The following is a 12,619-nucleotide window of genomic DNA, read 5'->3' as shown; positions in this document are numbered from 1 at the left end:
GCAACGAATAATAAAATATAAAACTATTATTTAGTTAAATTTTAACAGTACACTTGCCTTTTGTGGAAATAGTATGACGCTTTTCTGTTTCGAATTGATATTTGTTTTAACGATATTCTGCTGTTCTTCAAAGACATCGAATAACACTTCGTTAGTAATTTCTATGTTTTCTATGTACTTTACCTTTTCAATTTCCAGATAACACTTGGCAATATCAACATCGTAAGCTTTTCCAATAAATTGAACATTAACAGGTTTCCCGTTAATTTTAATCATTAGCTTTTCCTTCAAATATTTTTCCATATAAGCATCAACCGATTCCGATTCATTTTTACCTGCCAGCGTAATATTCTCATCGTAACGCTCTCTTAACAACTTTTCGAAATCGTCAATAAATATTCTGGAAATAATCTGTACCGACTGCTTTTCTTCTACATAATCTATCTGAGTAACACTTATATAGTATTTATGAACCGTCGCAAATGACAAAAATGACAGGGCGAAAACAAGAAGTGATATTTTAAATAATTTCATTATTATTTTAAAGGTTTGTTTGAATTACGAATGTAAGTATTTAAATGCTTTCAAAAGGTGTACCAAATCGGATTAATCACTTCCCTCACTCCTATTCTGCATATAGTCTCTATACTTACTTCTCAAAAATAACAGGATATTAAAATCGGTTTGATTTTTACAACGCTTTACAAAATTCGGATCGTCGGCACAGAAGTAGAAAAATTCCATTCTATAGGCCTCATCTAAGGGATTAGACCTAAAAAAATCGGAGGCCAATCGTACTTTAACACTTCGCATTAAGGCTTCGCATTCTTCATGCTCTACTCTTTTTTTTAGCATTTTAGTACGTCCCGTAATAGCGTTAATTAATGGATCAAAAGAAGCTCCCCCTAATAACATACCGGGTAACATCTTTGGTTTAAAATCACCTGCCTGACTTAAACGTCGTTCGCTTTGGGTTTTCTTTCTACCTGTATACCCCGGAATACCAACATCGTAAAAATTAATTGGCGCTTTACCATCCACATTATTAATATCTGAAAATAAATTTCCGGTTAACACCTTGCCTACAACAACTTCATCTAATTCATTTACCTGCTCTTCCAACATGACACGCATGGCTTTAAACATCATGATATTTTTATCAACAACCACATATTTTGACTGGTGTACCAAAGAAGAAAACTGAATAGTATCATTCAATTTAGCTTTAATCTTAAATTCCCCTTGAGCATTGGTTATGGTAAACGCCTGCTCTGCTTTATTGAGCACATGAATATTTTCAACCTCAACAAAACTATTCACCATACCGGATATTTCCACAGTTTGTGAAAACCCGAAATAGCTGAAAAGCATGAAACTTATAAAAATAAAATTTTGAATGGTTGGCATTATGCTGTTTAAAAACCTAAATAACGCCCAACATCTCTTAAATAAATTAAAAAACAGATTTAAACTTTTGTTAAAAAGACTTTTGGAGCTATTTCTCGTTTAAAAAAGCAACACTTTTATCGTGCAGATGCTCTAAAAACTCCATTTCCTTACCATAACTCAATAAAGAATAATCAAAATCGCTGGCTTGCACATAGTGAATAAAATCTTCTACGCGATGCTCTGGAATTCCAAAATTATCAACCAAAAATGTAGAACTGAAATAATATTTAACCGATTCTAATGGAACCTCAGGAATCCCCTTTTCCTCTTTCTCTGGTGCTTTAGATCGAAATAATGGCAACAACAACTGGTCTACAACATTCACAATATTAAGACCATTAATCATAGTTATGTGTTGTGTTGGTGTTGCAATATTATTAGCCTGGGTTTGACTATCGGGTTTAAAATCGAATTGATCTTGGTGTTTAATTCCAAAATATAAAGCATCTAATTTAGGACTAAACTTTTGAGTCATTTTTACATCGGTCTCTAAATTACCTGACAAACTATTTGGGATAAGCACAATCTCATCTAGCTTGTTAATCTCCTCAATTAAAAAGATTTTCATCTGTCTTGATGCAATGATGGCTTCGTTTACTTCAAACTTTAAATTTTCAAACTGCAAAGCACTCACCTCAATATTATCATGCAAACGAACATCGAGTTTAAACTCGCCTTTTTCATTGGTTACCGCAACTTTGTTCGATGTTGCATTGTAGATCGTAATACCATACACATCATTACTTTCAACTATAATCTTCCCGTCAACTTCAATTCTCTTAAAATCTTGAGAAAAAACAGTTAAGCTGGTAACGAATAAAATAAAAAACAAGCTTTTTTTCATGAGTTGGAAAATTATGATTTTTTAAAATTAGATGACATATTTAATAGATTCAGAAAAAATCTATTGGATAACTACAAACAATATTTCACTCTTAAAAATAAGACTTTAGCTTGAAACTTACTACAAAAACCAACAGAATATTTTGTGTAGTTTTGCCTTATAAATTAATTAAAATGAAAAATATAATTATTGCCAGTACCTCAACCATACATGGCAGCGGATATTTAGACTACATATTAGAAGAATTAAACACTTTTTTTAAAGAAGCTGAAACCATATTGTTTATCCCATACGCAAGACCAGGAGGTATTTCGCATGATGAATATACAAACATTGTAAAAACAGCCTTTACCAAAATTAATAAAACAGTTAAAGGCATTCATGAATTTGAAAATCCGGTTGAAGCTATAGCCAATGCAGAAGCTATTTTTACCGGAGGTGGCAATACTTTTGTTTTGACCGATATGCTTCACAGAAACCACTTAATTGAAGCTATACAAAACGTTGTAAAAAACGGAACACCTTATTTAGGCACGAGTGCCGGCAGTAACATTTGTGGATTAACCATTAGAACAACCAACGATATGCCTATTGTTTACCCACCAAGTTTTAACGCCTTAGCTTTGGTTCCCTTTAACATTAACCCACATTACTTAGACCCGGACACCAATAGTAAACATATGGGTGAAACCAGAGAAACACGAATTAAAGAATTCCACGGTTTTAACCCACAACCTGTAGTTGGTTTACGCGAAGGCAGTTGGCTACGAGTTTCTGGAGATTCTATTGTTTTAAAAGGACATTTAACCGCTCGAATTTTTGAAAAAGGAAAATCTCCTTGCGAAGTAGAACCTGAAACCGAATTAAATACCCTGAAATAAAAAAAGCATCCCGAAAGGGATGCTTTAAAAGGAAGTTATTCTTATTTTGATTAACACTTAAAAATTAAACTTCTTCCTTAAGTTTTAGCAATAAAAAAAGCCTCGTCTGTTAGCGATGAGGCTTTTTCTTTTTGAGCGGGAGACCGGGTTCGAACCGGCGACATTCAGCTTGGAAGGCTGACGCTCTACCAACTGAGCTACTCCCGCATTGCGGTTGCAAATATATAAAAACCTTCGAGTATTTCACAAATAAAAAATGCAACTTTTTTAAAAAAATTTCAATTAAAAAATTAAGACATTGATTTTGAACATATTTAGATAAAATTATTTTTAATAATTTCTGCTCACTTCAGTTATTAAAAGGGATTTTCAGTGTTTTTCGAACTAAAATTTGGCTTAAAAAAGATTCAAAAATGTCCGTTTTATTAAATCGTAATGGAATTTTTGATGACTTGAATAAATTTCCTTTCTAAAACAGGTATGAATTTGAATTTTATTTAAGTTTGAATTCATAGATAATTTCAAATCATGACGAAGCAACACCCATACGATATAAAAATAATAAGTGCCCCTGAAACATTTCCTGTTAGACATCCTGTTTTAAGACCTGGCAAACCCATAGAAACCTGTAATTTTGATGGCGATAATTTGGAAACCACATTTCATTTAGGCATTTATAACAACAATCAACTTCTCGGGGTGGTGTCCTATTTTAAAAGCTCCACTAATTTATTATCAGAAGCATTGCAGTATCAACTTAGAGGCATGGCCGTTTTAGATACTTTTCAAGGAAAAGGACTCGGTAATTTATTAGTAGCCTACGGTGACACATTATTAAAAGAAAAGAAAATTCAAGTCGTTTGGTGCAACGCCCGCGAGGTAGCAAAGACATTTTACAAGAAAAACAATTTCAAAGTTATTGGTGAGCCATTCAATATTTCAGATATCGGCTTACACTATGTTATGTACAAATCTTTAAAATAACAAACATAAAAAAGCCCTGTAAAAACAGGGCTTTTTTGAGCGACTAACTCAAATAATCATAAAATTAAGTGTTATAATTATTTTTTTGACAATGCCATTTCAATAACTTGCTGAGCATCTTTAGCACCGTGTAATTCGGCATATTTTTTTGCTGTATAACCTTTTCCACATTTTGCTTTTAAATCGGCACCTTCAGAAATTAAAAGTTGTAAAATTTCAACACGATTATATTTCGCAGCATACATAGCTGGTGTCATCCCGTTAGATTTTTGGTTAACGTCTTCACCTCTGGCTATTAATTTTTTTACGGTAACGATATCGCCTTTAGCAATAGACACACAAAATGAGTTGACTTTAAAATACGTTACTTTGCTAGTTGTAACATTAGGTTCGATTGTTTTTGCATTAACTGATACTACAGATAAACATAATGCAATGGCTGAAAGAATGATTGTTTTTTTCATGATGAAAGAATTTTGATTTGATTAATGATTTTGTTTTTTGATTATACTTAACAGACGACATTAAGTAACATATGTTACATTAAAACCATTCTTTTCTGCATTTTTAACATATCATTCACATTTCTTTAACGGAATCCACTTTTTTTAATTATACCACAAAAAAGCACTAAAAGGGGCTGTTTTTAAACAGTTTCATCTTCCTTTTTTTAACAAACTTCAGTATATTTGATACTGAAAAAATTACACATTATAATGAACAAAAAAGTTATCTTAATGATACTTGATGGCTGGGGAAATTCTCCAGATCCTAAAGTTTCTGCAATCGACAATGCCAACACCCCTTTTATAGATTCTCTTTACACAAAATACCCTTACGCTACCTTACGAACCGACGGTTTACACGTTGGTTTACCTGAAGGACAAATGGGTAATAGCGAAGTAGGACATATGAATTTAGGTGCCGGTCGCATTGTATATCAAGATTTAGTAAAAGTTAATTTAGCAGTTGAAAACAAAACCTTAAATACCGAGAAGGTATTGGTTGATGCTTTTGAATACGCTAAAACAAATAATAAAGACGTTCACTTTCTTGGTCTATTAAGTGATGGTGGCGTTCACTCTCACATAAAGCACCTTTTCGGTTTAATTGATGCCGCCGATGAATACGGTTTAGAGCACACCTACATCCACGCCTTTACCGATGGACGTGATGTAGACCCAAAATCTGGTTTCGGCTTTTTAACCGAATTAGAATCTCACCTTGAAAAATCCAATGCAAAATTAGCTACTGTAACCGGAAGATATTATGCTATGGATAGAGATAAACGCTGGGAACGTGTTAAATTAGCTTACGATGCCATGGTAAACGGTATTGGCGAGAAATCAACCAACGTTACCGATACTGTTCAAAAAAATTACAACAACGATATTACCGACGAGTTCATTAAGCCAATTATTATCACTGGTGCAGATGGCGAACCTGTAACAAAAATAAAAGACGGCGATGTAGTGATCTTCTTTAACTTTAGAACCGATCGTGGTCGTGAGTTAACAGAAGCGTTGTCGCAAACCGATTTCCACGAGCAAAACATGCACAAATTAAACCTGCATTATGTAACGCTTACCAATTACGATGACACCTATAAAAACGTTAATGTAATTTTCAACAAAGACAACTTATCGGAAACTTTAGGTGAAGTTTTGGCTAAGAATGGTAAAAAACAAATTCGCATTGCTGAAACTGAAAAATACCCACACGTTACTTTCTTCTTCTCTGGTGGTCAGGAAAAAGAATTTGAAGGTGAAACGCGTATTTTAAGAAATTCTCCTAAAGTAGCGACTTACGATTTACAACCGGAAATGAGCGCCTACGAGTTACGTGATGCCTTAGTTCCTGAATTAGAAAAAGGCGATGTTGATTTCGTATGTTTAAACTTTGCAAATGGAGATATGGTTGGACATACTGGTGTTATGGAAGCCGCTATTAAAGCCTGTGAAGCGGTTGATGAATGTGTTAAAGATGTAGTAACAACAGCTCTTGACAACGGTTACACAACTATTTTAATCGCGGATCACGGAAACTGTGAAACTATGATTAACCCAGATGGTACACCAAATACGGCACACACCACAAATCCTGTTCCTGTTATTTTAATCGACAACGAATTAAAATCTATCAAGGATGGTATTTTAGGTGATGTAGCACCAACAATTTTAAAATTAATGGGCGTTGAGCAGCCAGCTGCCATGACACAGCATGCTTTAGTTTAATTTCTTAATTAAAATTGTACATTTGTTTTAAACAACAAGTTTATAATCTTAATGAATTTAAACACACAACTTATAATCGCTGTCGATTTTGATGGCACCATAGTTGAAGATGCTTACCCGAATATAGGAAAGCCGATGCTTTTTGCTTTTGAAACTTTAAAAATGCTTCAAAACAAAGGCCATCGGCTTATTTTATGGACTTACCGCCATGGCAGTAAATTAGATGATGCGGTTAATTTTTGCAAAGAACATGGCATTACATTTTATGCCGTAAACCGCAGTTATCCAGAAGAGGATTTCAGTAATAATTCAAGCCGAAAAATTCACGCCGATTTATTCATCGACGATAGAAATATTGGCGGGTTTCCGGGTTGGGGTGAAATTTACCAAATGGTAACCAATACCGAACCAAAGGAAGAAGAAAAAAAGAAAGGCTTTTTCAGAATTTTCAAATAATCTACCTTTCATCGGTAATGTTAATTATTCCTTTCATTCAAAAGTCATTCCCACTATTTTAAGTATCTTTGCCCATATTTTTTTGACACATGATTCAGATTAAAACCAGAGAAGAAATTGAATTAATGCGCGAAAGTGCCTTAATCGTATCTAAAACTTTAGGAGAAATAGCAAAAGCCGTAAAACCAGGTGTAACAACATTACAACTTGATAAAATTGCCGAAGAGTGTATTAGAGATCATGGCGCTATTCCAGGATTTTTAGGCTTATACGATTTCCCGAACACCCTTTGTATGAGTCCAAACTCACAAGTGGTTCATGGTATTCCTAATAATGATCCTTTAGTTGAAGGCGATATTATTTCAATTGACTGCGGAGCTTTAAAAAATGGTTTTTATGGTGATCATGCCTATACCTTTGCCGTTGGTGAAATTGACCCTGAAACTGAAAAGCTACTTCAGGTTACAAAAGAATCACTTTACATTGGTATTCGTGAATTCAAAATAAATAATCGTGTTGGTGATGTTGGTTTTGCCATTCAAAAATATTGTGAAGATCGCGGTTACGGCGTTGTTCGCGAATTGGTAGGTCATGGATTAGGTAGAAAAATGCACGAAGACCCTGAAATGCCAAACTACGGAAAACGCGGTCGTGGTAAAAAGTTTGTTGAAGGTATGGTTGTTGCTATCGAACCTATGATCAACATGGGAACACACCGTATTCAGCAGCATAGAGATGGTTGGACCATTACCACTTTAGATAACAAACCAAGTGCGCACTTCGAGCATGATGTAGCTATTGTTGATGGCAAACCAGAATTACTTTCAACCTTTGCTTATATCTACGATGCTTTAGGCATCACATCAAACGAAGAAGACGAATTCAGACAAAAAGCATTAGTTCTTTAACATGAACCAAATTGAACGTATTGAACAAGAGCTTGCTCCTTTAAGAGCTCAGTTAAACAATCATAAATTATATAGTGACTTAAACGCTATCGACGATGTTAAAACCTTTATGGAACAACACGTTTTTGCAGTTTGGGATTTTATGTCGCTGTTAAAATCACTTCAAAACCAGTTAACCACAACTACCCTACCTTGGGTGCCTGTGGCTAATCCGGCAACCTCAAGATTTATAAATGAAATTGTTTTAGGTGAAGAAAGTGATGTTAACGAACTTGGCGAGCCTAAGAGTCATTATGAAATGTACTTAGATGCCATGCTTCAGGTTGGTGCCAATACAAAACAGATTAATACATTTATCGATTTCATAAAAGAAGGACTTTCAATTACCGATGCAGGCTTAAAAGCAAAACTGGAAGCCGAAACATTAAATTTCATTCAGTTTTCATTCGATGTTATTGACACTAAAAAACCGCATGTTATTGCTTCGGCATTTACTTTTGGTCGTGAAGATGTCATTCCTGATATGTTCTTTCAAATTATAAATCAGTCAAAAACTGAAGATAATACCTATAGTAAACTCACTTATTATTTAAACCGTCACATTGAATTGGATGGTGATGAGCACGGTCCGTTATCTTTAAAAATGATTGAAGAATTATGCAAGGAAGATGATAAAAAATGGGATGAAGCTTTAGCAACTGCGAAACAAGCTTTAGAACACCGCATCGCCCTTTGGGACAGCATTGCTGCCTTAATTCAAACCAATCGTTTAGTTGAAGCCTAACGCCATTGAAAAAGCTTTTTAAAATAATTCTGAATGTTATTCCGCGACCTTTATTAATCAGGTTAAGTTATATCATTCGTCCGGTTCTGGCTTTCTTTTTACGAGGAAACAACTTTATCGATCCCATAGACGGTAAAGGGTTCAGAACGTTTTTGCCTTATGGTTACGGCACACAACGCAATAACGTGTTGTCACCTTCAACTTTAAGTTTAGAACGCCATAGATTATTGTGGCTCTATTTGAATAAGGAAACCAATTTCTTTACCGACAACTTAAAAGTTTTACACTTTGCCCCTGAACAATGCTTTTTAAAACGCTTTAAAAGCTTAAAGCATTTAGATTATACTACAACTGATTTATTATCACCAATTGCGGATGTAAAAGCTGACATCTGCGATTTACCGTTTAAGGATAATGAATTTGATGTTATTTTATGCAATCACGTACTGGAACATATCCCTGATGATACTAAAGCCATGCAGGAATTATATCGTGTGATGAAACCAGGCGGCTGGGGAATTTTTCAAATTCCTCAGGACTTAAACCGCGAGGTTACTTTTGAAGACTACACAATAACCGATAAAAAAGAACGCGCTAAAATCTTCGGACAATATGACCATGTGCGTGTGTATGGTCGTGATTATTTCGACAAATTGCGTTCTATTGGTTTTACGGTTGAAGAAGCTGATTACACCAAAAATTTCTCTAAACAGGATATTGAAACCTACTGCTTAGCTAAAGGCGAAATTATTCCTGTGGTAAGGAAATAAAACTAAGATTAGATTAAATGGCACAACACTATTTTATTATAACAGGCACTTTATATGGTATGCTATCAGTAATATTTGGTGCCTTTGGTGCCCATGCTCTAAAAAAAATAATTTCGGACAGCGAACTATTAAAAAGTTTTGAAACAGGCGTTAAATACCAAATGTATCACGCCATTGTTTTACTTGCTCTAGGCCTAAATAACTTTAATAATTCAATCATTTACTGGTGTTTTACCATCGGGATATTACTATTTTCCTTCAGTATTTATGGCTTGGTTTTAAGCAGTGCTAAAGGCAAAAAATTAAAATTCTTAGGGCCAATCACCCCTCTTGGAGGTTTACTTTTAATTTTAGGCTGGTTGTTTATTCTATTGGAAACATTATAAATTAAGCTTCAGGAAACCCGTTAAGACTTAAGGTTTCAAATTCATGCTGTTCGTTTTCAAAAATTAGAAACACTTTAAGTTCCGGATGCGAATTTAAAAACGTCTTGATCTTTTCAACGCCCATAGCCTTAAACGCTGTTGCATAAGCATCGGCCGTCATACAATCTGACGCAATAACCGAAATACTCAACAAATTCGTTTTACTTGGATAACCTGTTTCGGTATTTATAATATGTGCATATTTGTTACCGTTTTCATCAACCTTAAACTTTCTGTACGTACCCGAAGTAGCCATGGCTTCATTTACTACAGTAATACCCTTTAAAATAGATTGCGTACCGTCAAAATGTGGTTGCTCTACACCCACTTTCCAAGGCGATTGTTTTTCAGCATTAATACCACGCGTTCTTATTTCCCCTCCTATTTCAACCAAATAGTTCTTAATATTTTTACTTTCTAAAAACTGCCCAATCACATCCACACCATAACCTTTTGCAATGGCATTAAAATCGATAAAAGCGCCTTTGGGTTTCTTTAAAATATGATTATTAAGTTGGACTTTATCAAATCCTACCGACAGCATTAAACTATCAATTTTTAAACTATCGAGATTCACTATTTTTCCAGCAGGACCAAAATCCCAGGCATTTACTAAAGCACCAATCGTTGGATCGAAAGCACCTTGTGTTGCTTTATAAATGATTTTTGAGGTATTGAACACCTTCTCGAAATGCGCATCAACCAAACTATCTTCATTTCTGTTGATTTTTGAAATATCAGAGGTTGGAATATAAGTAGACATCGACTTATTTATTACAGCAAACAAACTATCAAATTGCGGTTGATAATTAACTTCTGAATCGTAAAGCACCGAATAACTAGTGCCAAATATAGGACCAGCCAAGGTGGTGTTTTTAACTGAAGTTTCACAAGACACTAAAACAAGTGCCAAGAAAGACGCTAAGAATAATTTCATCTTAATTAAGATTTGTTTCAATAACCTGAATACCGTTGTACTCCATTAAATATTCCTGGTTTAAATAAATGGGCATTTTTTCGCCTTCAACATTACCTATGCCAACTCCGGCATATAGCACTTTTGCATTTTTATCTCTGGCATGTTTTTTAAAGGTTTCCATCCAAACCACATCGTAATTGTTAGGGTTATCGGGTAAAATTACAGCTCTAACAATCACAAAATAGTATTGACTGTTTTTGTCGATACACACAAATTGCGGATGCTTTTTTAATTTGCTGTTTACGGCTACAAACTCAAAACCACGTTGTTCCAAGTCTTTTCCAACATGATTCATAGCCAGATTATGTAGTTCCTGTTCTGTAAGTGGTTTACTCATATTGCAAAAATAATATTAAAAATTCGCCTACCCTAAAATTAAAAAATGTTTAACTTTAAAGCACTTACTTATTTAATCCTTACCAAATTGAGGGTTCATTTTTGTAATTAATATCAATTTATGACACCACATCCTCTATCTAAAAAAGTCGGCCTTTTTTTAGGACCTATTCTTTTTATATGCCTTCGTTTAATCCCTTTTGAATCTATATCAGACAATGCCAGCACCGTAATTGCGATTGCCGGATGGATGATTTGTTGGTGGATTACAGAAGCGGTTTCAATTTCGGTTACGGCCTTACTCCCTTTACTTTTATTTCCGTTGTTTAAAGTCATGCCTATTGCCGATGTAGGCGCCAACTACGGAAGTCCAATCATTTTCCTATTCTTTGGTGGTTTTGTATTGGCTTTGGCTTTAGAAAAGGTGAATCTTCATAAACGTATTGCTTTAACCATTATCAAAAAAACAGGATCAACCCCTAATCGTGTTATTCTGGGATTTATGATTGCCACAGGATTTATGAGCATGTGGATTAGTAACACCGCCAGTACAGTTGTTATGCTTCCTATTGCACTTTCGGTGATTAAATTACTGATTAATGATGAAGATGGATTTACAAAACAGGATAAAAATTTTGCTTTGAACGTCATGCTTGGTATTGCGTTTTCAGCAAATGCCGGAGGCATTGCCACAGTAATTGGCACACCTCCCAATTCGGTTTTAATTGGTTTATTGGAAAATGAATATCATATTGAAATCTCATTTATAAAATGGATGATTGTGGGCTTACCATTTTCAATTATTTTAATTGGAATCATTTATCTGGTTATGGTAAAATGCTTTTTCCCCTGTAATGGATTAATATTTAATACCGAAAAAGATTTTATCGATAATGAACTAAAAAAACTTGGAGAAACTACTCCCAAAGAAAAACAGGTACTTGTCATTTTTGGTATTACGGTCTTTTTATGGATTTTCAGAACAGTTATTAACAACCTAATTCCAGGTTTAGAACTATCGGATACCATGATAAGTATGTTTGGAGCATTACTCCTGTTTACAATTCCTCACAACTTAAAACGTGGCGAATTCATTTTAGAATGGATAGATACTCAAAAATTAGCCTGGGGTATTCTCATGTTATTTGGTGGAGGCTTAGCTTTAGCCAAAGGCATGTCGGCAACTGGTATTGTTGATGTGGTAGCAAATACCATTGCCACAAGTAACATTAGTATTTTAGTCATGGCTTCATTACTTATTATTCTTATGTTATTCATGACGGAGTTAATGAGCAATGTGGCGTTAACAGCCGTTCTTGCTCCTGTTGTTGCAGGTATTGCTTTAGGTTTAGATGTACCGATATTATATTTACTAATTCCAGTAACCATGGCCAGTAGCTGTGCTTTTATGCTCCCCATGGCGACACCGCCTAATGCCATTGTATTTGCCAGCGGCTATATTAAGGTGAGTGAAATGGCTAAAGTAGGGTTCATTTTAAATCTTATATCGGTAGTACTACTCATTCTGCTATTCAAAATAGGATTGCCTTTAGTATTTTAACACACTCG

At 34.6% G+C, this 12,619-nt stretch carries 15 protein-coding genes and 1 tRNA gene; 9 read left to right on the top strand and 7 right to left on the bottom strand.

Annotated features, from left to right (window positions below; all coding sequences use genetic code 11):
• Nucleotides 1-30 precede the first annotated feature (30 nt).
• The 3 genes from R1X58_RS09865 to R1X58_RS09855 form a co-directional block, all read right to left on the bottom strand.
• Nucleotides 31-534, bottom strand: coding sequence for a DUF6702 family protein (locus R1X58_RS09865; protein WP_240574787.1), 504 nt, complete (start codon nt 532-534; stop codon nt 31-33).
• A gap of 72 nt (nt 535-606) precedes the next feature.
• A complete protein-coding gene (locus R1X58_RS09860) occupies nt 607-1,407 on the bottom strand; it encodes a hypothetical protein (RefSeq protein ID WP_240574786.1) in 801 nt (266 codons plus the stop codon).
• A gap of 88 nt (nt 1,408-1,495) precedes the next feature.
• Complete coding sequence (locus R1X58_RS09855; RefSeq protein WP_240574785.1) at nt 1,496-2,293, bottom strand: hypothetical protein; 798 nt, start codon at nt 2,291-2,293, stop codon at nt 1,496-1,498.
• A gap of 173 nt (nt 2,294-2,466) precedes the next feature.
• Between R1X58_RS09855 and pepE the strand changes: the two genes are divergently transcribed.
• Nucleotides 2,467-3,174 carry a dipeptidase PepE gene (gene pepE, locus R1X58_RS09850; RefSeq protein ID WP_240574782.1) on the top strand — a complete coding sequence of 236 codons (708 nt, stop codon included), beginning with the start codon at nt 2,467-2,469 and terminating at the stop codon, nt 3,172-3,174.
• Between the two features lie 134 nt (nt 3,175-3,308).
• Here pepE and R1X58_RS09845 read toward each other — a convergent pair.
• Nucleotides 3,309-3,381, bottom strand: a tRNA-Gly gene (locus R1X58_RS09845).
• 321 nt (nt 3,382-3,702) lie between these two features.
• Here R1X58_RS09845 and R1X58_RS09840 point away from each other — a divergent pair.
• On the top strand, nt 3,703-4,158 hold the full coding sequence (locus R1X58_RS09840) for a GNAT family N-acetyltransferase (RefSeq protein ID WP_240574779.1): 456 nt from the start codon (nt 3,703-3,705) through the stop codon (nt 4,156-4,158).
• Nucleotides 4,159-4,235: 77 nt separating this feature from the next.
• Here the strand turns inward: R1X58_RS09840 and R1X58_RS09835 are convergent, their stop codons facing one another.
• Nucleotides 4,236-4,622: an ankyrin repeat domain-containing protein gene (locus R1X58_RS09835; RefSeq protein ID WP_240574772.1), complete on the bottom strand. Its 387-nt coding sequence runs from the start codon at nt 4,620-4,622 to the stop codon at nt 4,236-4,238.
• A 252-nt stretch (nt 4,623-4,874) separates the two neighbouring features.
• On the opposite strand from R1X58_RS09835, the gene gpmI reads away from it, so the two are divergent.
• The 6 genes from gpmI to R1X58_RS09805 all read left to right on the top strand — a co-directional run bounded on the left by gpmI (nt 4,875) and on the right by R1X58_RS09805 (nt 9,696).
• On the top strand, nt 4,875-6,392 hold the full coding sequence (gene gpmI, locus R1X58_RS09830; protein ID WP_240574769.1) for a 2,3-bisphosphoglycerate-independent phosphoglycerate mutase: 1,518 nt from the start codon (nt 4,875-4,877) through the stop codon (nt 6,390-6,392).
• 51 nt (nt 6,393-6,443) lie between these two features.
• The gene (locus R1X58_RS09825) at nt 6,444-6,848 is read left to right on the top strand and encodes a BT0820 family HAD-type phosphatase (RefSeq protein WP_240574766.1); all 405 of its coding nucleotides are present in this window, start codon (nt 6,444-6,446) and stop codon (nt 6,846-6,848) included.
• A gap of 89 nt (nt 6,849-6,937) precedes the next feature.
• Nucleotides 6,938-7,756, top strand: a complete 819-nt coding sequence (gene map, locus R1X58_RS09820; protein ID WP_240574763.1) for a type I methionyl aminopeptidase — start codon at nt 6,938-6,940, stop codon at nt 7,754-7,756.
• Nucleotide 7,757: 1 nt separating this feature from the next.
• Complete coding sequence (locus R1X58_RS09815; protein ID WP_240574760.1) at nt 7,758-8,540, top strand: DUF3050 domain-containing protein; 783 nt, start codon at nt 7,758-7,760, stop codon at nt 8,538-8,540.
• A gap of 5 nt (nt 8,541-8,545) precedes the next feature.
• On the top strand, nt 8,546-9,310 hold the full coding sequence (locus tag R1X58_RS09810) for a class I SAM-dependent methyltransferase (protein WP_240574758.1): 765 nt from the start codon (nt 8,546-8,548) through the stop codon (nt 9,308-9,310).
• Nucleotides 9,311-9,327: 17 nt separating this feature from the next.
• Nucleotides 9,328-9,696: a DUF423 domain-containing protein gene (locus R1X58_RS09805; protein ID WP_240574756.1), complete on the top strand. Its 369-nt coding sequence runs from the start codon at nt 9,328-9,330 to the stop codon at nt 9,694-9,696.
• A 1-nt stretch (nt 9,697) separates the two neighbouring features.
• On the opposite strand, the gene R1X58_RS09800 is transcribed toward R1X58_RS09805, so the two are convergent.
• Entirely contained in the window at nt 9,698-10,672 is a 975-nt protein-coding gene (locus tag R1X58_RS09800; protein ID WP_240574753.1) for an FAD:protein FMN transferase, read from the bottom strand.
• A 1-nt stretch (nt 10,673) separates the two neighbouring features.
• Nucleotides 10,674-11,051, bottom strand: a complete 378-nt coding sequence (locus R1X58_RS09795; protein WP_240574752.1) for a Na(+)-translocating NADH-quinone reductase subunit F — start codon at nt 11,049-11,051, stop codon at nt 10,674-10,676.
• Between the two features lie 120 nt (nt 11,052-11,171).
• Between R1X58_RS09795 and R1X58_RS09790 the strand changes: the two genes are divergently transcribed.
• The gene (locus tag R1X58_RS09790) at nt 11,172-12,611 is read left to right on the top strand and encodes an SLC13 family permease (protein ID WP_240574750.1); all 1,440 of its coding nucleotides are present in this window, start codon (nt 11,172-11,174) and stop codon (nt 12,609-12,611) included.
• The last annotated feature ends 8 nt before the right edge of the window (nt 12,612-12,619 follow it).

Origin of the sequence: Aestuariibaculum lutulentum (assembly GCF_032926325.1) — a bacterium.
Classification (GTDB): Bacteria; Bacteroidota; Bacteroidia; order Flavobacteriales; family Flavobacteriaceae; genus Aestuariibaculum; species Aestuariibaculum lutulentum.
This window is presented reverse-complemented; position numbering and strand designations above follow the sequence as displayed.